20 protein-coding genes are annotated in these 23,747 nt (G+C 67.0%); 7 read left to right on the forward strand and 13 right to left on the reverse strand.

What is annotated here, in order from left to right; translation table 11 throughout:
* Positions 1-4: 4 nt before the first annotated feature.
* The 9 genes from QZ709_RS10805 to QZ709_RS10845 all read right to left on the reverse strand — a co-directional run bounded on the left by QZ709_RS10805 (position 5) and on the right by QZ709_RS10845 (position 10,063).
* Positions 5-1,186, reverse strand: a complete 1,182-nt coding sequence (locus QZ709_RS10805) for an efflux RND transporter periplasmic adaptor subunit (protein ID WP_294637298.1) — start codon at positions 1,184-1,186, stop codon at positions 5-7.
* Positions 1,187-1,198: 12 nt separating this feature from the next.
* Entirely contained in the window at positions 1,199-2,548 is a 1,350-nt protein-coding gene (locus QZ709_RS10810) for a TolC family protein (protein WP_294637299.1), read from the reverse strand.
* Positions 2,549-2,673: 125 nt separating this feature from the next.
* Positions 2,674-3,051, reverse strand: coding sequence for a hypothetical protein (locus QZ709_RS10815; protein ID WP_294637300.1), 378 nt, complete (start codon positions 3,049-3,051; stop codon positions 2,674-2,676).
* A 216-nt stretch (positions 3,052-3,267) separates the two neighbouring features.
* Positions 3,268-5,073 (reverse strand): aspartate--tRNA ligase, encoded by a 1,806-nt coding sequence (gene aspS, locus QZ709_RS10820; RefSeq protein ID WP_294637301.1) that lies wholly within the window; start codon positions 5,071-5,073, stop codon positions 3,268-3,270.
* Between the two features lie 73 nt (positions 5,074-5,146).
* The gene (locus QZ709_RS10825; RefSeq protein WP_294637302.1) at positions 5,147-5,857 is read right to left on the reverse strand and encodes a DUF502 domain-containing protein; all 711 of its coding nucleotides are present in this window, start codon (positions 5,855-5,857) and stop codon (positions 5,147-5,149) included.
* Between the two features lie 78 nt (positions 5,858-5,935).
* Positions 5,936-6,256: an FmdB family zinc ribbon protein gene (locus tag QZ709_RS10830; RefSeq protein ID WP_294637303.1), complete on the reverse strand. Its 321-nt coding sequence runs from the start codon at positions 6,254-6,256 to the stop codon at positions 5,936-5,938.
* A gap of 81 nt (positions 6,257-6,337) precedes the next feature.
* Entirely contained in the window at positions 6,338-7,786 is a 1,449-nt protein-coding gene (locus QZ709_RS10835) for a sodium:solute symporter family protein (RefSeq protein ID WP_294637304.1), read from the reverse strand.
* A gap of 160 nt (positions 7,787-7,946) precedes the next feature.
* Positions 7,947-9,509, reverse strand: coding sequence for a ubiquinone biosynthesis regulatory protein kinase UbiB (gene ubiB / locus QZ709_RS10840; RefSeq protein WP_294637305.1), 1,563 nt, complete (start codon positions 9,507-9,509; stop codon positions 7,947-7,949).
* 14 nt (positions 9,510-9,523) lie between these two features.
* A complete protein-coding gene (locus QZ709_RS10845; protein WP_294637306.1) occupies positions 9,524-10,063 on the reverse strand; it encodes a hypothetical protein in 540 nt (179 codons plus the stop codon).
* Positions 10,064-10,267: 204 nt separating this feature from the next.
* Between QZ709_RS10845 and QZ709_RS10850 the strand changes: the two genes are divergently transcribed.
* Genes QZ709_RS10850 through QZ709_RS10865 form a run of 4 tightly spaced genes read left to right on the forward strand, consistent with a single transcriptional unit; the run spans position 10,268 to position 15,530 of the window.
* Positions 10,268-11,662: an undecaprenyl-phosphate glucose phosphotransferase gene (locus QZ709_RS10850; RefSeq protein WP_294637307.1), complete on the forward strand. Its 1,395-nt coding sequence runs from the start codon at positions 10,268-10,270 to the stop codon at positions 11,660-11,662.
* Between the two features lie 44 nt (positions 11,663-11,706).
* Positions 11,707-12,963 (forward strand): hypothetical protein, encoded by a 1,257-nt coding sequence (locus QZ709_RS10855; RefSeq protein WP_294637308.1) that lies wholly within the window; start codon positions 11,707-11,709, stop codon positions 12,961-12,963.
* A gap of 15 nt (positions 12,964-12,978) precedes the next feature.
* Positions 12,979-14,013: a UDP-glucose 4-epimerase GalE gene (gene galE, locus QZ709_RS10860; protein WP_294637309.1), complete on the forward strand. Its 1,035-nt coding sequence runs from the start codon at positions 12,979-12,981 to the stop codon at positions 14,011-14,013.
* A gap of 59 nt (positions 14,014-14,072) precedes the next feature.
* Complete coding sequence (locus QZ709_RS10865; RefSeq protein WP_294637310.1) at positions 14,073-15,530, forward strand: mannose-1-phosphate guanylyltransferase/mannose-6-phosphate isomerase; 1,458 nt, start codon at positions 14,073-14,075, stop codon at positions 15,528-15,530.
* A gap of 156 nt (positions 15,531-15,686) precedes the next feature.
* Here the strand turns inward: QZ709_RS10865 and gph are convergent, their stop codons facing one another.
* From gph to QZ709_RS10880, 3 genes are read right to left on the reverse strand one after another with little or no spacing between them, the layout of a single operon-like run.
* Entirely contained in the window at positions 15,687-16,388 is a 702-nt protein-coding gene (gph, locus tag QZ709_RS10870) for a phosphoglycolate phosphatase (RefSeq protein ID WP_294637311.1), read from the reverse strand.
* 5 nt (positions 16,389-16,393) lie between these two features.
* A complete protein-coding gene (gene ubiG / locus QZ709_RS10875) occupies positions 16,394-17,104 on the reverse strand; it encodes a bifunctional 2-polyprenyl-6-hydroxyphenol methylase/3-demethylubiquinol 3-O-methyltransferase UbiG (RefSeq protein ID WP_294637312.1) in 711 nt (236 codons plus the stop codon).
* Positions 17,105-17,148: 44 nt separating this feature from the next.
* The gene (locus QZ709_RS10880) at positions 17,149-19,185 is read right to left on the reverse strand and encodes a sigma-54-dependent Fis family transcriptional regulator (protein ID WP_294637313.1); all 2,037 of its coding nucleotides are present in this window, start codon (positions 19,183-19,185) and stop codon (positions 17,149-17,151) included.
* A gap of 431 nt (positions 19,186-19,616) precedes the next feature.
* Between QZ709_RS10880 and QZ709_RS10885 the strand changes: the two genes are divergently transcribed.
* From QZ709_RS10885 to QZ709_RS10895, 3 genes are all read left to right on the forward strand, one after another.
* Positions 19,617-21,140 carry an aldehyde dehydrogenase family protein gene (locus QZ709_RS10885; RefSeq protein ID WP_294637314.1) on the forward strand — a complete coding sequence of 508 codons (1,524 nt, stop codon included), beginning with the start codon at positions 19,617-19,619 and terminating at the stop codon, positions 21,138-21,140.
* 126 nt (positions 21,141-21,266) lie between these two features.
* Positions 21,267-21,662 (forward strand): DUF779 domain-containing protein, encoded by a 396-nt coding sequence (locus QZ709_RS10890; RefSeq protein ID WP_294637315.1) that lies wholly within the window; start codon positions 21,267-21,269, stop codon positions 21,660-21,662.
* Positions 21,663-21,739: 77 nt separating this feature from the next.
* Positions 21,740-22,099 (forward strand): ArsC family reductase, encoded by a 360-nt coding sequence (locus QZ709_RS10895; RefSeq protein WP_294637316.1) that lies wholly within the window; start codon positions 21,740-21,742, stop codon positions 22,097-22,099.
* Between the two features lie 5 nt (positions 22,100-22,104).
* Here the strand turns inward: QZ709_RS10895 and acnA are convergent.
* Positions 22,105-23,747: aconitate hydratase AcnA (gene acnA, locus QZ709_RS10900; RefSeq protein ID WP_294637318.1), on the reverse strand; the 1,643-nt coding region annotated here is incomplete at its 5' end.

The following is a 23,747-nucleotide window of genomic DNA, read 5'->3' on the forward strand; positions in this document are numbered from 1 at the left end:
GGGCTTACTCCAGTTCGGCGCGCTTGCGCTCGTTGTTCAGGTGGAAAGCCCCTTCCACGACGATGGGCGTGCCCTCATTCAGCCCGCTGAGCACCGGGCGCATGCCATCGCTGGCCGGGCCCAGTTCCACCGGCGTCAGGCGGAAGCGGTTGGCGGCTCGCTGCACGAAGACGTGGTCGCGGTCGTTGTCGCGCACCACCGCGACGGCGGGCACGGCCAGCGTGTCCACGGTCGAGCCGGCGATGCTCATCGTGGCCAGCATCTGTGGTTTGAGTGCGAGGTCCACGTTTTCCACCTGCGTGCGGATCAGCACCGTGCGCGTCTCCGGTGTCACGGTGTCGGCTACATGGATCACGCGGCCGGACAGGACCTTGCCGATGGCCGGGACCGTGATCTCGACCGACTGGCCCGCCTTGGCGTTGCGGGCGGTCTGTTCGGGAAGCGAACCCACCACCCAGACATTGCTCAGGTCGGCTACCGTGAAGAGCGGGTCACCCGGCTGAGCGACCTGGCCCTGGCTCACCTTGCGCTCGATCACGATGCCCGACTGCGTCGCCACCACGGCAGTGTGCGGGTACAGGCTGCCGGAATCCCGCAGCTTGGCAATCGCCTCGCGCGGCATGCCGACCAGGGCCAGCTGATCGCCCGCTGCCCGCAGTTCTGCGCGGGCGATGGCCAGCTCCGATTCACGGCGTTGCAGTTCGGCCGAGCCGATCACATCGGCCTGGATCAACTGACGAGCCCGCTCGACCGCCCGCTCGGCCAGCTGGGTCGACGCATTGGCACGCAGGTAGGTCAGCTGGGCGGTGGTCAGCTCGGGGCTCGCGACGTGAGCCAGCACCTGGCCCGGGCGAACCCGGTCGCCCACCTCGGCCAGCACGGACGTCACACGGCCCGTGACGCCGGCACCGATGCGCGTCACCTGGCGTTCGTTGGCTTCGATGCGGCCGCTGACCTCCAGGGTCGATGCCACGGCATGGCGGGCCACCTTGTCGATCTTGAAGCGGTCGGCCATCGCCGCCTGGATCACCACCTCCATCGGGTCGGTCGTCGCTGCGGCGTCGGATGCGGCAGACGCGGCGGCAGCCGGGGCCTTGTCGGCAGGCTTGTCGCCACAGCCAGCCAGGGCCAGCACGGACGCCAGGGCCGCGATCCAGGTCAGGGGAAATGCAGGAGTTGTTTTCATGATGGGGAAGAATCAGGGTTGGGTGGCGGGCTGCACGGCATGGCGGCCAGCCAGGGTGTCGAGTTCGATGCGGGCAGCCTGCACCTGGAACCGGGCCTGCAGCAGATCGGCGCGCGCCGAGCGCAGCACGCGCTGAGCGTCCAGCACATCCAGGATTCCGCGCTCTCCGAACTGATAGGCGGCCTGCGCCACCCTCAATGCCGCCTCGGCGTCCTTGACCACGCCTTCGCGCAAGGCCTGCACGCGCAGGCTCGCGATCTCGAGTGCCTGCCACGCCAGTCGGACCTGTTCTCTCATCTCGGCGCGCCGCCCGGCCAGGCGGCCACGCAAGCGCTCCAGATCGGCGCTGGCTTCACCGATGGCCCCCTCGCGCTGGTCGAAGAGGGGGATCTGGACATTGAACCCCACCGTCGACTGCCTGACTTCGGGTTCGTTCGTCTGCCCCACCCGCACTTCCACGCCAGGCAGCCGGCTCGCGCGCGCGCCTCGGAGCTGGGCCTCGGCGCGTTCCACCTCCGTCTGCAGTGCGCGCAGCTCGGGGTTGTCGGTTTCGGCAAGCTGCTGCAAGTCGGTCAGGGCGGGCAGGGGCAGGGCGTCATCCAGTGCGCCACTCAGGGTCCAGCGGGCCGGCAGTTTGCCCGCGGCCAGCCGATTGAGCGCCACCAGCACCTGCTCCGCCTGCAGGCGCGCCGTCTGCAGGCGCTCACGCGCATGCACGATCTCGGCGTCGGCCTTGATCAGCTCGTAGCGGGCGGCTTCGCCGCTGCGCACACGCAGCTGCACTCGCTCACGGACCTGCTCAAGCAGCGCGAGGTTTTCCTCGCTGACCGTCGCTTCCGCCCGGCGCAACAGGTATTGCTTGGCCAGCAGGCGGGTTTCGCTGGCCACGCTGTTGCGTGTCAGTGCCACGGCATGGCCTGAACCACGTGCATAGGCCTGCGCCGCGTCGATGCGGGCGCTGCGCGCGGCCGGGTTTTCGATGAGCTGGGAAATCCCCCAACCCTGAACGCTGCCGGCGGGCGTTCCGGGCATGCGCGCCTGGTTGCGGCCCGTTTGCCACTCGACGCGCGGGTTGGCGTAGGCGCTCGCTGTCTGCACGCCGGCCAAGGCGCCGATGCGGCCTTGCTGCGCGGCAATCAGCTCCGGATTGTGGGTGAGGACGATGTCGAGCAGGGCGTCCACCGACAGGGCCTGTGGCTTGTCGGCCTCTGGCCGTTCCGCAGACGCTGGCGTCGCGCTCGGCGTGCCGTTCGTCGGGGTTGAAGAGGAGGCTGCGGGCTGGGCCTGCGGGGCGGTGGCGGACACCGCCAGACACAGCCCGGACACGGCTGCGGTCAGGGAAGACAGGGAAAAACGGGGCATGAACGGGGGACCACGGGAACGGACCGTGGCGTGGCTGGGAGCTTGACTGGCAAGCGGAGCGTGCGCCGGACGACGGCGGCATCAACCGGACGACACACCTCGCCCGCACCCTCAGGGGCGGGCGTTCAGGCGCGCTGCGGTTGTGGCGGTCGCAGGGGCAGCGTCAGCCAGGGCCCGATGGCCGCGTGACACGTGCTGGCAGGCAGGATGGAGCGGGCGATGACGCAGCGGCTGCCAGCAGGGGGCAGGGGGTGCTGCTCGTCCCATTGGTCTTCCCAGACCGGGGCTGTGGCCCGGGGAGGCAGGGCCTCCAGATCGGGGTCTTCGGTGACCGCGTCGCCCTCGACGATGTCGGAGATCACCTCCTCGACCAGAACCTCTTCCACCACGGCCTCGACCTCGTTGCTGTCCATGACCGCGTGAGCCTGGGCGTGCATCAGCACCGCACAGACCGCCAGGCCTGCGAGCAGCAGAAGTTTCAGCCAGGAGTACGCCGGTTGCATCGAGGGGAGGGGAGGCTAAGGGAAAACGCCCTTGCGCTTTCACCGATACAAGGTGGAAACGATGTTGTAGCCGATTTTGGACATCCCTGCAGGGTCTTGGTGTGTTTCGGCCCCTCAGCTTTACGTTGCGCAACCAAATCCTGGGGTGTCGGGGCCCCGTGCCATGAAAAAAGCCACCCGAGGGTGGCTTGATTTCGTGTTCTGGAACCAGGGCGATCAGGTGGCCGCCGGCGGCTGGCCGGCCTGCGGGTTGCGCAGGCGGATGTGCAGTTCACGCAGCTGCTTCTCGTCGACCAGCGACGGGGCGCCGGTCAGCAGGCACTGCGCGCGTTGCGTCTTGGGGAAGGCGATCACGTCGCGGATGGAGTCCGCCTTGGTCATCAGCGTGACCAGGCGATCCAGACCGAAGGCCAGGCCGCCATGGGGCGGTGCGCCGTACTGCAGGGCATCCAGCAGGAAGCCGAACTTGACCTGGGCGTCTTCCGGCGTGATCTTCAAGGCGCTGAAGACCTTGGACTGCACCTCGGCGCGGTGGATACGGATCGAGCCGCCGCCCAGTTCCCAGCCATTGAGCACCATGTCGTAGGCCTTGGCCACGCAGGCGCCCGGATCGGTGTCCATGAGGTCTTCGTGACCGTCCTTCGGTGCCGTGAACGGGTGGTGCACGGCGTTCCAGCGGTCCTCGTCCTCGTCGTACTCGAACATCGGGAAGTCGACCACCCACAGCGGGGCCCAGCGGTCCTCGAACAGGCCGGCCTTCTTGCCGAACTCCGAATGGCCCACCTTGAGGCGCAGTGCGCCGATGGCGTCGTTGACGATCTTGGCCTTGTCTGCGCCGAAGAAGATCAGGTCGCCGTTCTGGGCTTCCGTGCGCTTCAGGATCTCGGTCAGCGCCGCGTCGTGCAGGTTCTTGACGATGGGCGACTGCAGGCCGTCACGGCCGGCGGCCACGTCGTTGACCTTGATCCACGCGAGGCCCTTGGCACCGTAGATCTTCACGAACTCGGTGTAGGCGTCGATTTCACCGCGCGACATGGCGCCGCCGCCCGGCACGCGCAGGGCCACCACGCGGCCACCCTTGGTGGTGGCCGGCGTCGAGAACACCTTGAAGTCCACGTCCTTCATGACGTCGGTCAGCTCGGTGAACTGCAGCTTGACGCGCAGGTCGGGCTTGTCCGAGCCATACAGGTGCATGGCGTCGGCGTACTTCATGACCGGGTAGGCGCCCAGGTCCACGTTCAGCGCCTTCATGAAGACGTGGCGGATCATGCCTTCGAACATGTCACGGATTTCCTGCTCGGTCAGGAAGCTCGTTTCAATGTCGATCTGGGTGAACTCGGGCTGGCGATCGGCGCGCAGGTCTTCGTCGCGGAAGCACTTGGTGATCTGGTAGTAGCGGTCGAAGCCGGCCACCATCAGCAGCTGCTTGAACAGCTGGGGCGACTGGGGCAGCGCGAAGAACTGGCCGTCGTGCACGCGCGAGGGCACCAGGTAGTCCCGGGCGCCTTCCGGTGTCGACTTGGTCAGCATCGGGGTCTCGATGTCGACAAAGCCGTGCTCGTCCAGGAACTTGCGGGCTTCCATGGCCACGCGGTAGCGCAGCATCAGGTTGCGCTGCATGTAGGGGCGGCGCAGGTCCAGCACGCGGTGCGTCAGGCGGGTGGTTTCCGACAGGTTCTCGTCGTCCAGCTGGAACGGGGGCGTCACCGACGGGTTCAGCACTTCCAGCGTGTGGCCCAGCACCTCGATCTTGCCGCTGGTGAGGCCGGCGTTTTCGGTGCCTGCGGGGCGGGCGCGCACGACGCCAGTCACCTTCAGGCAGAACTCGTTGCGCACGCCTTCGGCGGTCTTGAACGACTCGGCGCGGTCCGGGTCGAACACCACCTGCACCAAGCCTTCGCGGTCACGCAGGTCGATGAAGATCACGCCGCCGTGGTCGCGGCGACGGTGGGCCCAGCCCATCAGCGTCACGGTCTGGCCCATCAGCGCTTCGCTGACCAGACCACAGTAAGTGGTGCGCATTGTCGTGTTCTCTTTCGGAGGTGAATCAGGTGGGCGCAGCGTGGTCGCCGCGCTCCGAACCCTCGATTGTCGTTCAGGATTGGGCTGTCGGCGCACTGGCCGATGTGGCGACAGGGGCCACGGGTCGCGTGCCCGCCGTCGGCGGTGCCACAACGCCCATCGAAATGATGTATTTCAGGGCTTCGTCCACCGACATGCCGAGCTCACGCACATCGGCCCGGGGAACGAGCAGCATGAAGCCCGATGTCGGGTTGGGCGTTGTCGGGACGTACAGCGTCAGCATGTCGTCTGGCAGCTGGCTGGCTACTTCCCCGGACGGCTTGCCCGTGACGAAGGCGATGGTCCAGGAGCCCGCGCGGGGGTACTGCACCAGCACGGCCTCGCGGAAGGCCTGTCCGCTGCTGGAAAACAGCGTGTCCGAAACCTGCTTGACCGAGGTGTAGATGCTCTTGACGATCGGGATGTTGGAGAACAGCCGGTTGGACTGGTTCAGCAGCCACTGTCCGGCCATGTTCGACACCGCCATGCTGGTCAGCAGCAAGGCCGCGACCACGATGATGACGCTCAGCCCCGGGATCTCGCGCAGCTCCTGCAGAAAGGGGCTGACGCTGGATGGCAGCACCGTCTGGGCGGCCACCACCAGCCACGCGAAGATGCCGTCCAGGGTGCCGATGACATTCATCAGCACCCAGACGGTGATGGCCAGCGGCAACCAGACCAGCAGGCCGGTGAGGATGTATTTCTTCACGTGAAGGACGGTGAGGTGGAGGGGGTCCCGCATCATGCCCCACAAACCAGGGCGTCAACGGGCACGGGCCGCCAGCGGCGGCCCGAATCAGAGGCTGACCGAGAGCGGACTGCGTCAGTGGCAGGCGCAGGCGCTGCCGCATCCGCCTGCAGCGGGCGTGTCGCTGCTGGCGGCTGAGCTGGTCTCGGCCGCGGGGGCGGCTGTGCTGCTGCCCGTCGCAGCGGCCGTGGCGGGGGCACTGGTGCCGCCCGAGCCACCTCGGAAATCCGTCACGTACCAGCCCGACCCCTTGAGCTGGAAACCGGCCGCGGTCAGCTGCTTCTGGAACGTTTCGGCCCCGCACGACGGGCAGGTGGTCAGGACCGGATCGGACATTTTCTGCAGGACGTCCTTGGCGTGGCCGCAGGACTCGCATCGATAAGCGTAAATGGGCATGTCAACTACCTCGGGCTCACCCGTGAAAACACCATTTTAAATGGGGACATCGCCCGACGCTTTCAAGGGCCGCGATGCCGCTCAGGTCTGGTAGGCCATACGTGTGCGGTGGTCTGCAATGAACTGGGGCGCAAGCGAGCCCACGAGCATGCCCAGCGCCGCCATGAGCAGCCCGGCCAGCTGGCCCGGGAAGGCCTCGCCCAATCCGGCGTGCAGCGTGAACAGGGTCAGTGTGCCGATGCCCAGCACGATGGACAGGATCGCACCCTGCGTGGTGGCGCGCCGCCAGTAGAGCCCACACGTCAGCGGGATGAACGCCCCGACCAGCGGAATCTGGTAGGCCGCCGAGACCAGGTCGTAGATGGCGGTCCCCTCCATGACGATGGCGTAGGTGAGCACCAGGGCCGTGAAGACCAGCAGCGTGATCCGCATGGCCAGCAGCAGTTGTCGGTCGCTCATGCCCGGGCGGATGTTCTTGAGGATGTTCTCGACGAAGCTCGTCGAGGGAGCGAGGAGCGTGGCCGACGAAGTGGACTTGATCGCGGACACCAGCGCACCGAAGAAGAAGATCTGGGCCACCAGTGGCATCTTGCTGAGAATGAGGGTGGGCAAGACCTTCTGCGGGTCGTTCGCCAGCAGGTCCTGGGTTTCCGCCGGCATGATGATCAGGGCCGACGCCACGATGAACATGGGTACGAAGGCGAAGGCCAGATAGCTGAGCCCGCCGATGATGGCCCCGGTGCGAGCCGTATCGCTGTCTTTGGCCGACATCACGCGCTGGAACACGTCCTGCTGCGGAATGGAGCCGAACATCATCGTGATGGCCGCCGCCACGAACCATGTCCAGCCATAGGGCGTGGCCTCGGGCAGGATGCGGAACCAGTCCTTGGCGTCCGCCAGGGCCAGCACCTTGTCGACGCCGCCGGCCTGGTCCGCCGCCAGGTTGGCGATGAAGGACAGCCCGACCACCAGCACGATCATCTGCACGAAGTCGGTCCAGGCCACGGCAAGCATGCCGCCCACCATCACATAGGCCAGCACCAGGGCCGTGCCGATCACCATGCCCGTGGCGGGTGCGATTGCTCCGCCAGACAGCACCGCAAAGACCAGACCGAGGGCCGTGATCTGGGCCGCCACCCAGCCCAGGTAGCTCAGGATGATGGCCACCGAGCAGAAGATCTCCACGCCCTTGCCATAGCGCTGCCGATAGAAGTCACCGATGGTCAGCAGGCTCATCTTGTAGAGCCGGCTGGCGAAGAACGCACCCACCAGCACCAGACACATCGATGCGCCGAACGGGTCTTCGATCACCGCGTTGAGGCCGCCCTCGACGAACTTGGCCGGGATGCCCATCACCGTTTCCGCACCGAACCAGGTGGCGAAGGTGGTGGTGATCACCATCGCCAGCGGCAGGCTGTGCCCGGCGACGGCGAAGTCGGCTGTGCTCTTGATGCGCGTGCCCGCGTACATCCCGATGGCCATCGTGCCCACGAGATAGAGGATCACGAAGGCGAGCAAGGTGGTGTTCATGTTCGGCAGAACCTTTCAACTGACAGGCCGAAGAACAAGGGCGGCCACGCGGCCGGGTGAATTCGTTGGGGGCGCAGTGTAGTGCCACCGAGGGGCTTGGGATGGGGTGCCGAGCGGCAGCCCTCGGACCGGGGGGCGTTTGCCCGCCCGAGCCGGACGCTCAGAGCGCACCGGATTCGTGCAGTTGCAGCAAGAGCCGCGCCACGAACAGGCCCAGCAGGAAGCCCAGTCCCATCCACACGACGGCCGAGAGGATGCGGTTGGTCCGGCGCTGCTCGGCGAGAATGGCCAGCAGGTCGCGGTGGATGGCCCCGTCGGCGCGTTCCAGATTGCGGTGCACCAGTCGCGGCAGCTCCGGGAGCAGCTTGGCATAACGCGGTGCTTCGCGTTTCAGGCGGTGCAGCAACCCGCGCCAGCCCACCTGTTCATGCATCCAGCGCTCCAGGAAGGGCTTGGCGGTGCTCCACAGGTCCAGATCCGGGTCCAGGTCGCGACCCAGGCCTTCCACATTGAGCAAGGTCTTCTGCAGCAGCACCAGCTGGGGCTGGATCTCGACGTTGAAGCGCCGGGAGATCTGGAACAGGCGCATCAGCACCTGGCCCAGGGAGATTTCCTTGAGCGGACGGTCGAAATAGGGCTCGCACACGGTGCGCACCGCGGCTTCGAGTTCGTCCACTCGGGTGGCGGCCGGCACCCAGCCGCTCTCGATGTGCAGCTCGGCCACACGCTTGTAGTCACGGTGGAAGAACGCGATGAAGTTCTGGGCCAGGTAGTCCTTGTCGACCTCGGTCAGCGTGCCGATGATGCCAAAGTCGAGGGCGATGTAGCGGCCGAAGGTCTCGGGCGCCAGGCTGACCTGGATGTTGCCCGGATGCATGTCGGCGTGGAAGAAACCGTCACGAAAGACCTGCGTGAAGAAGATCGTCACGCCGTCCCGGGCCAGCTTCTTGATGTCGACGCCGGCTTCGCGCAGGCGGGCCATCTGGCTGATGGGCACGCCTTTCATGCGTTCCATGACCATCACGGTCGGGGTGCACAGATCCCAGATCATCTCGGGCACCAGCACCAGGTCGAGCCCCTGCATGTTGCGCCGCAACTGCGCGGCGTTGGCGGCCTCGCGCACCAGATCCAGCTCGTCGTGCAGGTACTTGTCGAACTCGGCCACCACTTCGCGGGGCTTCAGGCGCTTGCCATCGGCCCAGAGCCTCTCGACCCAGCCGGCCAACGTGCGCATCAGGGCCAGGTCGTCGTCGATCACGGCCAGCATGCCGGGACGCAGCACCTTCACCGCCACCTCGCGGCCATCGTGCAGCACACCGAAGTGCACCTGGGCGATCGAGGCGCTCGCCACCGGGGTGACCTCGAAATCCCGGAACACCGCCGAGATCGGGCGGCCCAGCGCCTTTTCGATCAGGCGGACGGACTCTTCGCCAGGAAATGGAGGCACGCGATCCTGCAGGCGCGCCAGCTCGTCGGCCACGTCGGCCGGGATCAGATCGCGGCGGGTCGACAGCATCTGCCCGAACTTCACGAAGATCGGGCCGAGGCGTTCGAGCGCCTCGCGCAGGCGCTGACCGCGCGGTGCATCCAGTCGCCGGCCGGTCGCCAGGATGCGGCCCAGCAGGCTGAGCCCCGGGCGACGCAGGCTGTCGAGCATCAGCCCGTCCAGGCCGTAGCGCAGGACGATCAGGCCGATGAAGATCGGGCGAAACAGGGCGCGCATGGACGCAGGCCGACTCAGCGAGGCGCGCCCGGACGCCAGCGGGCCAGGCCCTGGCGCACCGACTCACCGAGGGTGCGCAGCATTTCGGCCGGCACCGTGCCCATCCAGCGCGCCACGTCGTCCTGGACGTCCCAGCGCAGGTGGTTCATCAGCCACGATGCAGCCTCGGCCAGCGCCGCATCGCCCTCGATGCTCACGTCGGGGCGCTCGCCCCGGATGGCCTTGCGTGCCAGGGTGAAGGGATCCGGCAGGGACACGGTCAGAACCAGGCCGGCAGGCTGATCCGGTTGTTCCTGCAGTTCGAACAGGCCGGCGGGCGTGATCAGCAGGCGCACGGCAGGCGGCAGCCAGCCCTCGGCAGCCGGGATCAGGCGACTCAGCAGGGCCGGCGCATCGACCCCGGCCGCGGCTCGCCAGCCGATTTCAAGGCTGCGCCCGGCGTGCGGCTGCAGTCGGGCGACCGCCTGCGGCTCGCTGGACACGATGTGATTGAGCAGCAGGACCAGGCGCGGCAGCGCCACTGGGCCGATCCACGAAAGGGGGTGAGCAGACATATCCCCGATTGTAGGGGGGGGGCGACAGTCCCGCGGAACTCGCCCCCACGTCAGGTGGTCGCACCGGGCGGTCCGGGGGATTTGCGCCACAATGCCCTGGACCCCGGCGCAACCCAGCTGGCTGGCCTGCGCGGCGTTTCTGCTGCAAGGGGCAGCCGGGTTTGATTCAGTTGGTGCGACCTCGGTGTTGGTCCCCCGGCGTACATGTTCAACAACCGCAACTACAACCGCACCTTCTTCAACGCCCCGCAATCGGTCACTTCCTTTGTGGCGGCGTTTCTGGAGCCTTCGATCACGGTGGCCTCGCTGCTGGCAGCCATGGCGTGGTTCGACGAGCCGGTTCAGCGGGCCGCCATGGCCTTGTGCCTGCTGGTCTTCGCTTTGACCTTCCCAGGACGAAATCGATTCATCGATTCCCGCCTCGAGGCCGGCATCGACATCGTGGGGTCCTGGGTGGCGATGCTGGCCATCCTCTGGCTGTGCGGGTACGCCACCAACAGCCTGATGTTCTTCGATTTCAGGGTCATGGTGACCTGGGCCGTGGTGACGCCGGTGCTGCAGTGGGTGGCCGTCCTCATCGGCAAGGCCATCATCAAGCACCGCGCCGCTCAACCGCACGCCCGTCGGCGTGCCATCGTGGTGGGCGCGGGCCCGCTGGGCGGCAAGGTGGCGCGCGCACTGCAGAGCCATCCCGACCAGGGTACCGAGTTCGTCGGCTACTTCGATGACCGCACCGACACCCGCGTCCTGCCCGAGGCCGTGAGCATGCGCCTGGGTGGCCTGCGGGATGTCGCCAACTACGTGTACGCCCACGGCATCCATGAGGTCTACATCACCTTGCCGCTGGGCTCGCAGCCCCGCATCGTGGAACTGCTCGAGGCCGTTCAGGGTACGACGGCCTCTCTGTACTTCGTGCCGGATGTCTTCGGCATCAGCATCATCCAGGGGCGACTGCAGGACATGAATGGCGTGCCTGTCGTCGGCATCTGCGAGACTCCCTTCACGGGCACGAACGAACTCGTCAAGCGCGTCTCCGACATCATCCTGGCCGGCATCATCCTCGTGCTGATCTCCCCCATCCTCGCGGCGCTGGCCATCGGGGTCAAACTGAGTTCGCCGGGGCCGGTCATCTTCAAGCAGCGCCGCAACGGGCTGGATGGCGAGGAAATCATCGTCTACAAGTTCCGCTCGATGCGCACCCAGGACAACGGTGCCGTGGTGAAGCAGGCGACCAAGGGCGACCCGCGGATAACCCCGTTCGGGGCCTTCATTCGCCGTACCTCGCTCGATGAACTGCCGCAGTTCATCAATGTGCTGCAAGGACGCATGAGCATCGTCGGCCCGCGCCCCCACGCGGTGGCCCACAACGAGGAGTACCGCCGGCTGATCAAGGCCTACATGGTGCGCCACAAGGTCAAGCCCGGCATCACTGGATGGGCCCAGGTGCACGGCCTGCGTGGCGAAACCGAAACCATCGACAAGATGCAGGCCCGTGTCGAGTACGACCTGGAATACCTGCGCAACTGGTCGCTTGCCCTCGACCTGCAGATCATCATCCGGACCATCCGGCTGATGGTGTTCGACCGCAACGCTTACTGACCGGTAAGCGCAACCGCACCACACAACACATCACAGAGGTGACCATGTCTGATCGGTTCCGCCCGACCTTCCCCCTGATCCGCACCACGGCCCTGGTCGTTGCCGCGTTCGGGGCCTGCGCCGCTGCCCATGCCGATGCCGACGAGGAACTGCCGCTGTTTCTGACCCTGAGTCAGTCCGTCCGCCACGACTCCAACTTCTCCCGCACCGAGCAGGCGCGCTCCGACACCGTCAGTGTCACGTCTGTCGGGGGGGGGCTGAACAAGGCCTATGGCCGCCAGACCTACCGTCTTTCCGGCACGCTGGGCGCCTCGCGCTACCGGAACTTCGAATACCTGAAGAACGACAGCAAGACGGTCAACGGCGCCTTCACCTCCGAGTTCGGGCGCAACTTCCGGCTCACCCTGTCGGGCAATTACGACCAGGGCCTCAACCCGATCCAGAACAACACCGCCGGCGGCCTCACGGTGGTGCGCAACATCCGCACGCTGCAAGGACAGGCGGCCTCCCTGCAGTACGGCCTGGGTGGCCGCTTCAGCCTCGTGGGCTCGGTGGACACCAACCGCCAGCGCTTTTCGGTGGACGAGTACAAGCCGCGCGACATCGACCAGGACAGCCGCGGCGCGCGCATCCTCTACAACCTGACCGACACCTTCCAGTGGGGCGTGGGGGTGCGACGCGTCGAGACCGACTACCCCAATCGCAATGGCGAGCAGGTGACGGACAACAACATCGACCTGCAGGTGGGCTGGCAGGCCACCGGCTTGAGCAGCCTGGACGCGACCTTGAGCCGGCGCAGCAGCCGCTATGCCCTGAGCGGCCGCCGCCTGAACAGCTGGGTCGGCGCGCTGAACTGGGAGTTCACGCCCCGTGGCCTGATCCGCTACAACGTGGGTCTGTCGCGTTCCACGGGCAGCGACCGCTTCTCGCAGCGGCAGTCCCTGCTGGGGTTGGTCTTCTTCGATGCAAACTACGACTACAACACCATCACGACAAGCCTGAACCTCTCGGCGCGCTACCAGCCCACCGCCAAGATCGGTGTGACCACGGCCTACTCCTACGCCCGTTACGAGGTCAACCGCGCAGCCACGTCCCGCTTCGACGATGGCGTGGTGGTCGACGAAGGCAGCCGACGCACCAACAGCCATTTCTCGCAGTTGTCGCTCGGCGCCGATTACGAGGTGTTGCGCTCCCTGAAGGTCGGTTGCAACGTGGCCCGATACGATCAGACCGCCAATTACCTCCGCCGCGCGTTCTCAGGCCATTCCTATGGCTGCAGCGCCAATTTCACGCTCGACTGAACCCCTCCGACCCAGATGATGCCTGCTGTCCTGCTCACCGGTGCCACCGGCTACATCGCCTCCCACACCTGGCTCGCGCTGCAAGAGGCGGGCTTCGATGTGGTCGGCATCGACAACCTGGTCAACAGCTCGGCGAGGGTCCTGCCCCGATTGCAGCAGTTGTCGGGCTGTGAGCCCGTCTTCGTGCAGGGCGACGTGCGCGACGCGGCGGCGCTGGACCGCTGCTTCGAAGTGGGGCGGGAGCGGTTCGGTGGCATTTCGGCGGTGGTGCACTTTGCGGCGCTCAAGGCCGTCGGCGAGTCCACCGAGAAGCCGCTGGACTATTTCGAGAACAACCTCGGCGGCTTGCTGTCCGTGTGCCAGGCCATGAAGCGACATGGTGTGCACGACCTGGTCTTCAGCTCGTCGGCCACCGTCTATGGCAAGCCGGAAGCGCTGCCCATCCGGGAGGATGCGCCGCTGCGCGCCACCAACCCCTACGGGCAGACCAAGCTGATGGGCGAAGAGCTGCTGCGGGAACTCGAGCGCTGCGATGCCGCCTGGCACATCGCCTACCTGCGGTATTTCAACCCTGTCGGAGCCCATCCGAGCGGCCTGATCGGCGAAGACCCGCGCGGCGTGCCCAACAACCTGATGCCATACGTGGCGCAAGTGGCGGTTGGCAAGCGCGCGCACCTCAATGTGTTCGGCAACGACTACGACACCCCCGATGGCACTGGCGTGCGCGACTACATCCACGTCTGTGACCTCGCCGAAGGGCATGTGGCTGCCTTGCGCTATCTGGCGCAGGCGCAGCGCTCGCTGACGGTCAACCTGGGGACGGGGCGCGGCTACAGCGTGCTCGAACTGGCCAGGGCTTATGGCGATGCCGCAGGCCGCGAGATCCCGGTGGTGTTTGCTCCCCGCCGCCCGGGCGATGTCGATGCCTGTTATGCCGACCCGAGCACGGCCGAGCAGACCATGGGCTGGCGGGCCACCCGCACCCTGGCTGACATGTGCGCCGATTCCTGGCGATGGCAGTCGTTGAACCCCCTGGGTTTTGAAGGCTGAATCTTGAACCCCTCGCGTTGCGGGTATCGTGCTCCAACGCTTCCTCTTATCCTCCGAACATGACCCACGCACTGCTCCCCGTCATCATGGCCGGCGGCTCCGGCACCCGCCTGTGGCCGCTGTCGCGCGCGCTGTATCCGAAGCAATTCCTCGTGCTGCAGGGCACACAGAGCCTGTTCCAGCAGGCCCACCTGCGGCTGCAATCGTTGGCTGCAGAAGACATCACGGTGGGCAAGCCGTGTATCGTTGGTAACGAAGAGCATCGGTTTCTGGTGCTCGACCAGCTCCGCGAGCTGAAGGGTGAGCCGTCGTCGCTGCTGCTCGAGCCGGCCGGCCGCAACACCGCACCGGCCGTGACGCTGGCGGCGCTGCAGGCCACGGCCGACGGCCAGGACCCGATTCTGGTGGTCACCCCCGCCGATCAGACCGTCACCAACGAGGCCGCCTTCACCCGCGCGGTGCAGACCGCCGTGCGTGCTGCGGCCGAGGGCGACATCGTCATCCTGGGTATCACGCCCGATCGCCCCGAGACGGGCTTCGGCTACATCCGCACCGGTGACGCCGATGCGGTGGGCGTACGCAGCGTTGCAGCCTTCGTCGAGAAGCCCGATCTGGAAAAGGCCAAGGCCTATGTGGCCGATGGCGGCTACTTCTGGAACAGCGGCATGTTCGTGATGCGCGCCTCGCGCTGGCTGGCGGCGCTGGGCCATTTCCGCCCCGACATCCTCGAAGCCACCAAGGCCTCGTTTGCCGTGCGCACCACCGACGCGCAGTTCGTGCGCCCGGGCAAGGCCGAGTTCGCGGCCGTGCCGTCCGAGTCGGTGGACTACGCCGTGATGGAGCAGTGCCCGAGCCAGCCGCAAGCCGGCTTCAAGGTGCGCATGGTGCCGCTGGATGCGGGCTGGTCTGACCTGGGTGCCTGGGATGCCGTGTGGCAGGTCAGTGAGCACGACGCGCAGGGCAATGCCGCGCAGGGCGATGCGATCTTCCAGGGCAGCACCAACACGCTGGTGCACGCCACCAGCCGCCTGGTGGCCGCCGTGGGCGTGGACAACATCGTGGTGGTCGAGACGCCGGACGCCGTGCTGGTGGCCGACCGCAGCCGCAGCCAGGACGTCAAGAAGATCGTCGCGACGCTGGAGCAGCAGTCGCGCACCGAAGGCACGCTGCACCGCCGTGTGCACCGCCCGTGGGGCTGGTACGACTCGATCGACATGGGGCCGCGCTTCCAGGTCAAGCGCATCATGGTCAAGCCCAAGGCCAGCTTGAGCCTGCAGATGCACCACCACCGCGCCGAGCACTGGATCGTGGTGAGCGGCACGGCCGAGGTGACCAATGGGGAGCAGGTGCTGCTGCTGAGCGAGAACCAGTCGACCTACATCCCGCTGGGCACGGTGCACCGTCTGGTCAACCCCGGCGCGATCCCGCTGGAGATCATCGAGGTGCAGTCGGGCAGCTACCTGGGCGAAGACGACATCGTGCGCTTCCAGGACAACTACGGTCGCACGCCGGCCTGACGCGCGAGGGGGCACCCCGAGCGTCGTGACCCACACGCCGCTCACGAAAAAGCCACCGCGTCAGGTGGCTTTTTTCATGCGGGGGTGAAAGCAGTCCGATGGCTGCGTCCGCCGGGCGGCCGGGCGCGTGACCCGGCCGGGCACCGTGCACCACGCTCAGTCGAGGAAGTGCAGCAGATCCAGCGGGCTGCTGGCAATGACGTCCGCGCCCCAGTCGGCGATGTCGCCGTTGTGGCCGATGTAACCCCAGCGTGCCGCGGCGCTCGGCATGCCGGCCGCCTGGGCCGCCTGGATGTCACGCAGGTCGTCGCCAACGTACAGCGCCAGGGCCGGCGGCACGCCGAGTTGCTCGCACGCCGTCAGCAGCGGCAGCGGGTGGGGTTTGGCGTGGGCGGTGCTGTCGCCGCTGATGACGGTGCCGGCACGTTGCATCAGGCCCAGGCCCTCCATCACCGGTACGGTGAACCGGTGAGGCTTGTTGGTCACCACGCCCCATTTCAGGCCACGCGCCTCGAGCTGGTCGAGCAGGGACGCCATGCCGTCGAACAGCGCAGTGGTGTCGCTCAGGCACCGGGCGTAGGCCGCCAGGAAGGCCAGCCGCAGCGGCTCGAATTCCTCGTGTCCCGGGTGAATGTCGAGGCCCACGCCGATGAGCCCGCGCGCACCGGCCGAGGCATACGGCCGCAGCTCGTTCAGCGGCAGCGGCGGCAGACCGCGCTGGACACGGAGGTGGTTCAGTGCGCCGGCCAGGTCGCCCGCCGTGTCGGCCAGCGTGCCGTCCAGGTCGAACAGCACGGCCTGGGGTGGTGCAGACCAGCGGATGCGGCTGGGCGGGTGGGCCTGGTGCAGGGCAGACATCGCGATCAGGCGCTGATGGCCGGCTTGCGGCAGGCCACGAGGTAGTTCACGCTGGTGTCCTGGTTCAGGCTGTAGATGCGCGTCAGCGGGTTGTAGGACATGCCTTTGAACGCATGGTGCGACAGACCGGCTTCGCGGATCCAGCGGGCCAGCTCGGCCGGGCGGATGAAGCGAGAGAACTCGTGGGTGCCCTTGGGCAGCAGCTTGAGGATGTACTCGGCGCCCAGGATGGCGAACAGATAGGACTTGGGGTTGCGGTTCAGCGTCGAGAAAAACACCCAGCCGCCGGGCTTGGCCATGTCGGCGCAGGCGCGCACCACCGAGGCCGGGTCGGGCACATGTTCGAGCATTTCCATGCAGGTGACGACGTCGAACTGGCCGGCCTGTTCCGCGGCCAGGGCCTCGGCGGCCACGGCCCGGTACTCGATGTTGGCCACGCTGGCTTCCATGGCGTGCAGCATGGCGACCTTCAGCGGCCGGTCGGCCAGGTCGATGCCGAGTACATCGGCGCCGCGGCGCGCCATGGATTCGGCCAGGATGCCGCCGCCACAACCCACGTCCACCACCTTCTTGCCCTTGATGGACGCGAGCTGGTCGATCCAGTCCAGGCGCAGAGGGTTGATCTGGTGCAGCGGCCGGAATTCGCTCTCAGGGTCCCACCACTTGTGGGCCAGGTCGCTGAATTTGGCGAGTTCTTGGGGGTCGGCATTCGTCATGGACGAGATGCTAACCCGAGCCGGCAGCGCGCCGGCCCGAACCCTCATTCGCTGACCTGTTTCAGACGCCGGTACAGGGTGTTGCGGCTGATGCCGAGCTTGCGGGCGGCCTCGGACATGTTGCCGTTCGAGGCCTGAATGGCGCGTTCGATCGCGGTGTGCGAGAGCCGTCGCAGGTTGACCTCGCCAGCCTCTTCCGGGGAGGCGTTGGGCGGCGGCGGCAGGTGCGGGTCGATGCGCGGGGCCACGGGGGGATCGTCGCGATAGGGGCGCGAGAACACGTCGTACCAGAGGTCCTCGCTGAAGTGCTCCCAGTGGAGCTCATCTTCGTGCGGGCCGAGCAGGGCGCAGGCGGTCCGCAACACGGCGTGCAGTTGGCGCAGGTTGCCGGGCCAGGGGTGCTGCAACAGGGCTTCGACGACCTCGGTGGTGATGCGGGGCGGCTCCGGACGCTTCATGTCCAGGGCGATCGAGGCCAGCATGTCGTCGATGAGATCCGCTGTGTCGCCGCGTTCGCGCAGCGCCGGAATCTGGACAGTCAGGCCGTTGATGCGCCAGTACAGGTCCTCCCGGAACCGGCCGGCCGTCACGGCATCCCGCAGAGGATGGTGCGTGGCGCAGGCCAGCACGAAGTCCACCGGCTCGGCGTGGCAGGCGCCGACCGCGACGACCTGCTTGTCCTGCATCACTCGCAGCAGGCGGGCCTGCAGGGTCAGCGGCAGTTCGCCGACCTCGTCAAGGAACAGGGTGCCGCCATCGGCCTGGCGGATGCGGCCGGGCGATCCTTCCGGGCGGGCGCCCGGGAAGGCGCCCCCGGCATAGCCGAACAGCTCGGCTTCAAGCAGCGTTTCCGGCAGGGAGGCGCAGTTCACCGTGACAAAGGGCTTGCTGGCACGGTCGCCTTCGGCATGCAAGGTGCGGGCAAAGACTTCTTTGCCTGTGCCCGTTTCACCCTGCAGCAGCACGGGGATGCCCTGCGCCTGGACGCGCAACGCGCGCGTGAGCGCCTGGGCCATGCGACGGTCGTCGCGGCGATCCTGGGCCTGGGGCGGGCGGCCTCGTGCGGCCGCCAGCGCCGCCGCAGCGGCTGCGGAACTGGCCGCCGACGCGGCGCGCGCCCGGTTGGGGCTGACCGGGGTGGCTGCCCACACCCGGCGGCGGCGGTCGGGTTCGTCGCGCACGAACAGGTTATGACCCTGCATGGTGGTGACGCGCGTAGGCTGGCCGGTGGCCGGCAGCGACTGCAGGCGCATGGCCTGGGGGCCGAAGACCCGATCCAGCGTGATCGCGCCGATCTGGCTGGCACTCAGGTTGAGCCACTGCTGGGCAATGGCATTCGCGCCCATGATCCAGCCGTCTTCCGACACGGCGAGCAAGCCTTCCCCCACCGAACCGAGGCCCTCGACATGCGGATGCAGGCGCAGCAGGGGGTCGTTGATGTGGCGAGCGTGAAAGAGCCGGTCTTCGATCATGCGGGCGGCCGAGCGCACCAGCGCGAAGGTGTGCGGGTGGTAGCCGCTCTGGTCGACGGAGATGTCGAGCACGCCGCGCAGGCGGCCATCGGGCGCCATGACGGGGGAAGCGGCGCACGTCAGGAAGCTGTTGCGCTCGAGGTAGTGCTCGGCGCCATGGATGACGGTGGGGCAGCCGTTGGCGATCGCGGTGCCGATGGCATTCGTACCACGGTGCTCTTCTCGCCACAGGGCGCCGGGCGCCAGCGAGACGCGCTCGGCCCGCGTGATGAAGTCGGGGTCACCCAGGCTGTGCAGCAGCAGGCCCTGGGAGTCGGCCAGCACGACGAGGCTGCCGCTGTCGCGCATCTGGTCGTACAGAAACTCCATCACCGGGCGGGCGTGAGCCAGCAGATCGTACTCGCAAGCCAGCGCGCGGCGCAGGTCGGCCGCCGAGCTGATGGGCGGCGCGACCGGTGGTTCGGCAGGCGACAGACCGGCCATCTGACTGCGTTGCCAGGACAGCGACACCTGAAGGCTGACAACGCCTTCTGGCACTTCCCCGGTCTCGAGCAGGCAACGACGGGCCTGACGCAATTGGTCGGCTGTGGCCTGCGGGGTCAGTTGCATGGGCGCCTCTGTGACGGGAATTCGGATGGGCTTTCCTCTGCAGGAAAGGGGCCTGGCCGATTTTCGGGGATCGGGGCGCAGTATGGTCCCTGTTCGCGACTGTCACATGCGGGTTCCCCCTGTGTCAACGGAGGACATCGTGCCAAACGGACGCAAGACGTGGAGCAGATGGGGGGCAAGGGGCTTCGCCGCGGGCAGGGTGGAAGGCAAGTGGGCAAACCGGGCTTTTTCCCAGCAGACAAAGGGATTTGCAGCGATTTGCAGTGCTCGGAAAGCGGCTGGTGAACCGGCCTGAATCTCCGTGAAAACCCGCGTTGGCACGGGCCATGCCCTATAGCCCCCCGGAAGCCGATACCTGTGACACCCGCAGGCCGAGGCGACTCACAAGCTCAACCGCTGACATACCCGGCAGACCTCTGAAGGAGACTCCCATGACCGTTTACGCTGCACCTGGCGCCGCTGGCGCACCCGTCGCGTTCAAGCCCCGTTACGACAACTTCATCAACGGCAAGTTCGTTGCCCCGGTCGGTGGCCAGTACTTCGACGTGATCACCCCGATCAGCGGCAAGGTCTACACCCAGGCTGCGCGCTCGACCGAAGCCGATGTGGAATTGGCGCTGGACGCTGCCCACGCCGCCAAGGACAAGTGGGCCGCCACCTCGCCCACCGAGCGTTCGAACATCCTGCTGAAGATCGCCGATCGCATCGAGCAGAACCTGGAAAAGCTGGCCTACGCCGAAACCGTCGACAACGGCAAGCCCATGCGCGAAACGCTGAACGCGGACATCCCGCTGTCGGCTGACCACTTCCGCTACTTCGCTGGCTGCCTGCGCGCCCAGGAAGGTGCCATCTCCGAAATCGACGGCAACACCGTTGCTTACCACTTCCACGAGCCCCTGGGCGTCGTCGGCCAGATCATCCCCTGGAACTTCCCGCTGCTGATGGCCGCCTGGAAGCTGGCCCCGGCCCTGGGCGCTGGCAACTGCGTGGTCCTGAAGCCCGCCGAGTCGACCCCGATCTCGATCCTCGTGTTCGCCGAGCTGATCGCCGACCTGCTGCCCCCGGGCGTGCTGAACATCGTCAACGGTTTCGGCCGCGAAGCCGGCATGCCGCTGGCCTCGAGCAAGCGCATCGCCAAGATCGCCTTCACCGGTTCGACCGCCACCGGCAAGGTCATTGCCCAGGCTGCTGCCGGCAACCTGATCCCCGCCACGCTGGAACTCGGCGGCAAGAGCCCGAACGTGTTCTTCGAAGACGTGATGGCCGAAGACGATGCCTTCCTGGACAAGGCCATCGAAGGTCTGGTGCTGTTCGCCTTCAACCAGGGTGAGGTCTGCACCTGCCCGTCGCGCGCCCTGATCCAGGAATCGATCTACGACCGCTTCATCGAGCGCGCCATCAAGCGCGTGGCCGCCATCAAGCAGGGCAGCCCGCTGGACACCGAGACCATGATGGGTGCCCAGGCTTCGCAGATGCAGATGGACAAGATCCTGTCGTACCTGGAAGTGGGCAAGCAGGAAGGCGCCGAAGTGCTGATCGGTGGCGAGCGCGCTCAGCTGGGCGGCGACCTGGCCGACGGCTACTACGTGAAGCCGACCCTGTTCAAGGGCCACAACAACATGCGCATCTTCCGTGAAGAAATCTTCGGCCCGGTGCTGGCCGTGACGACCTTCAAGACGGAAGAAGAAGCCCTGCAGATCGCCAACGACACCGTTTACGGTCTGGGCGCTGGCGTGTGGAGCCGCGACGGCAACCGTGCCTTCCGCATGGGCCGCGCCATCCAGGCTGGCCGCGTGTGGACCAACTGCTACCACGCCTACCCCGCGCACGCTGCCTTCGGCGGCTACAAGGAGTCGGGTATCGGCCGTGAAACCCACAAGATGATGCTGGACCACTATCAGCAGACCAAGAACCTGCTGGTGTCCTACAACCCCAACAAGCTGGGCTTCTTCTGATCCCAGGGGTTTTTTGAGTTCGTTCAGTGACAGCGTTTGGGGGCGGCTTCGGTCGCCCCTTTTTTCGTTCAGGCTTTCCTTCGGGCCTTTTTCTCTCGCGTTTCCAGCAAGCCGATGATCCACCGCGTGACCGCAACCGAGGCGGCGCTGGCCCTTGTGCAGCGTCTCAAGGACCGACATGGCGCGGTCTTTTTCTACCAGGCCGGGGCCGGCGGAGACGGTGGCGCACCGATGTGTTACGCCGAGGGCGACATGGCCCTGCTGCCGGACGATGTGTGTCTGGGCGAGGTGATGGCCGGTGTGCCCTTTCACGTGAGCTGCGCGCAGGGTGATCGCCTCGTGGGCTCGCAGTTGACGCTGGATGTGGCGCCGGGCAGCCGGGGCACGTTCTCGCTGGAGGAGGGGGAGGGGGTTCACTTCGTGAGCCGCACCCGGCTGTGGACCGACGAGGAGTGGCAAGCGCTGGAAGCGCAGGAGGCGCGAGGGCTGTTGCCGCCCGGTCCCGTCGGCACGGCGGGCTGATCACCAGCCACCGTCAGGTGTGCGACAGTTCGGGGCTGCGCACCGAGCAGGCGTGTATCGACTTTTTTGAATTCATCATGAGCTTGACCGTCTACGGCATCCCGAACTGCAGCACCGTGAAGAAGGCCCGTGCCTGGCTGGAATCCCGCGGCGTGTCCTACACCTTCCATGACTACAAGAAGCAGGGCGTGCCGGCCGAGCGCCTGGACGGGTGGATGACCGCGGCGGGCTGGGAGAAGCTGGTGAACCGCCAGGGCACGACGTGGCGCAAGCTGGACGACGCGACGAAGGCCGGTGTGGTCGACGCGGCCAGCGCGAAGGCCCTGATGGTGGCAAACGCGAGCGTGATCAAGCGCCCGGTCATCGAACTGGACGGCCAGCTGGTGGCCGTGGGCTTCGACGCCGCGGCGGAAGCAGCGGTTGCCAGCCGCGTCTGACGGGGTCAGGGCGCCAGCAACTGCCTGAGCACAAAGGGCAGGATGCCCCCGTGCTGGTAGTAGCTCACCTCGATCGGGGTGTCGATGCGCAGGCGCACGGCCACCCGGTCGACTTGCCCGCTGGCGCGGGTGATGCACAGGTGCACCTCGGCCTGCGGTTCGATCTCCTCGCCGAGCTCGACGTCGATCACCTCGGTGCCGGTCAGTTCCAGGGTCTGCCAGGAATCCTTGCCCAGGAACTGCAGGGGCAGCACGCCCATGCCGACGAGGTTGGCGCGGTGGATGCGCTCGAAACTGCGCGCCACCACGGCCTGGATGCCGAGCAGCTGGGTGCCTTTGGCAGCCCAGTCGCGGCTGGAGCCGGTGCCGTATTCCTCGCCGCCGAAGATGACGGTCGGCACGCCGTCGGCGACGTAGCGCATGGCTGCGTCGTAGATGGTCATGCGTTCGCCACTTGGCTGGTGCAGCGTCCAGCCCCCTTCCTCGCGGCTGCCATCTTCCCGAGGGGGAAGCATGAGGTTCTTGATCCGCACATTCGCAAAGGTGCCGCGCACCATGACCTCGTGGTTGCCACGGCGTGAGCCGTAGCTGTTGAAGTCGACCTGCTTCACGCCGTGGGCCTGCAGGTACTGTCCTGCCGGCGAGGAGGACTTGATCGTGCCGGCTGGCGAGATGTGGTCGGTGGTGATGGAGTCGCCGAACAAGGCCATGACGCGTGCGCCGCGGATCGGCGGCACGCTGGCGGGGGGCGCCTGCTCGAAGTGGTCGAAGAAGGGCGGGCGGGCGATGTAGGTGCTCTCGGGCCAGGTGTAGACCTGACCGCTGACGCCGCGGGCCTCGGCCCACAGGGCGCCGGGGTTGTCGCGCACTTGCGCGTAGTTGGCGCGGAAGGCCTCGCCGTTCATGGCGTGGTGCATCAGGGCCTGCACCTCGTGAACCGCAGGCCAGATGTCGCGCAGGTGGACGTCTCGGCCATCAGGGGTCTGGCCGACAGGCTCGTTCATGAGATCGCGTGTCACGTTGCCGGCGATCGCATAGGCCACCACGAGCGGCGGACTGGCGAGGAAATTGGCGCGGATGTTGGGGTGGATGCGTGCTTCGAAGTTGCGGTTGCCGGACAGCACGGCCGCGCAAACCAGGTCCTGTTCGATGATGGCCTCGTTGATTTCGGGCGCCAGGTCGCCGGCGTTGCCGATGCAGGTCGTGCACCCGTAGGCCGCCACGTGGAAGCCGAGCTGCTCGAGGTAAGGCAGGAGGCCGGCCTTTGTCAGGTACTCGGTGACGATGCGGGAGCCGGGAGCCAGCGAGGTCTTGATGTGGGGCGACACCCGCAGGCCCGCCTCGACCGCCTTCTTGGCCAGCAGACCGGCCGCCAGCAGCACGCCGGGGTTGGACGTGTTGGTGCATGAGGTGATGGCAGCGATCAGCACATCGCCATGGCGAAGGTTGAGGCCGGACGGGGTCGGGTAGGTCTCGTTCAACCGGGCTGCGGGCTGGTTGAAGCCGTTCTCGGCCGTGGGACGGGAAAACAGGTCGGTGAAGGTGGTGGACAGTCGATCGAGGTCGATGCGGTCCTGCGGCCGCTTGGGGCCTGCCAGGGAGGGCACCACGGTGCCGAGGTCCAGCCGCACCACGCTCGAGTAGTTCA

Origin of the sequence: uncultured Aquabacterium sp. (genome assembly GCF_913773725.1) — a bacterium.
Taxonomy (GTDB): Bacteria; Pseudomonadota; Gammaproteobacteria; order Burkholderiales; family Burkholderiaceae_C; genus Aquabacterium.

Coding starts and splice junctions, on each gene's coding strand:
- galE (WP_294637309.1), top strand. CDS start 12,979: ATGATGCCTGCTGTCCTGCTCACCGGTGCCACCGGCTACATCGCCTCC.
- QZ709_RS10850 (WP_294637307.1), top strand. CDS start 10,268: ATGTTCAACAACCGCAACTACAACCGCACCTTCTTCAACGCCCCGCAA.
- QZ709_RS10810 (WP_294637299.1), bottom strand. CDS start 2,548: ATGCCCCGTTTTTCCCTGTCTTCCCTGACCGCAGCCGTGTCCGGGCTG.
- QZ709_RS10895 (WP_294637316.1), top strand. CDS start 21,740: ATGAGCTTGACCGTCTACGGCATCCCGAACTGCAGCACCGTGAAGAAG.
- QZ709_RS10830 (WP_294637303.1), bottom strand. CDS start 6,256: ATGCCCATTTACGCTTATCGATGCGAGTCCTGCGGCCACGCCAAGGAC.
- ubiG (WP_294637312.1), bottom strand. CDS start 17,104: ATGACGAATGCCGACCCCCAAGAACTCGCCAAATTCAGCGACCTGGCC.
- QZ709_RS10880 (WP_294637313.1), bottom strand. CDS start 19,185: ATGCAACTGACCCCGCAGGCCACAGCCGACCAATTGCGTCAGGCCCGT.
- gph (WP_294637311.1), bottom strand. CDS start 16,388: ATGTCTGCCCTGCACCAGGCCCACCCGCCCAGCCGCATCCGCTGGTCT.
- QZ709_RS10855 (WP_294637308.1), top strand. CDS start 11,707: ATGTCTGATCGGTTCCGCCCGACCTTCCCCCTGATCCGCACCACGGCC.
- QZ709_RS10825 (WP_294637302.1), bottom strand. CDS start 5,857: ATGATGCGGGACCCCCTCCACCTCACCGTCCTTCACGTGAAGAAATAC.
- QZ709_RS10885 (WP_294637314.1), top strand. CDS start 19,617: ATGACCGTTTACGCTGCACCTGGCGCCGCTGGCGCACCCGTCGCGTTC.
- QZ709_RS10835 (WP_294637304.1), bottom strand. CDS start 7,786: ATGAACACCACCTTGCTCGCCTTCGTGATCCTCTATCTCGTGGGCACG.
- QZ709_RS10865 (WP_294637310.1), top strand. CDS start 14,073: ATGACCCACGCACTGCTCCCCGTCATCATGGCCGGCGGCTCCGGCACC.
- ubiB (WP_294637305.1), bottom strand. CDS start 9,509: ATGCGCGCCCTGTTTCGCCCGATCTTCATCGGCCTGATCGTCCTGCGC.
- aspS (WP_294637301.1), bottom strand. CDS start 5,073: ATGCGCACCACTTACTGTGGTCTGGTCAGCGAAGCGCTGATGGGCCAG.
- QZ709_RS10815 (WP_294637300.1), bottom strand. CDS start 3,051: ATGCAACCGGCGTACTCCTGGCTGAAACTTCTGCTGCTCGCAGGCCTG.
- QZ709_RS10845 (WP_294637306.1), bottom strand. CDS start 10,063: ATGTCTGCTCACCCCCTTTCGTGGATCGGCCCAGTGGCGCTGCCGCGC.
- QZ709_RS10805 (WP_294637298.1), bottom strand. CDS start 1,186: ATGAAAACAACTCCTGCATTTCCCCTGACCTGGATCGCGGCCCTGGCG.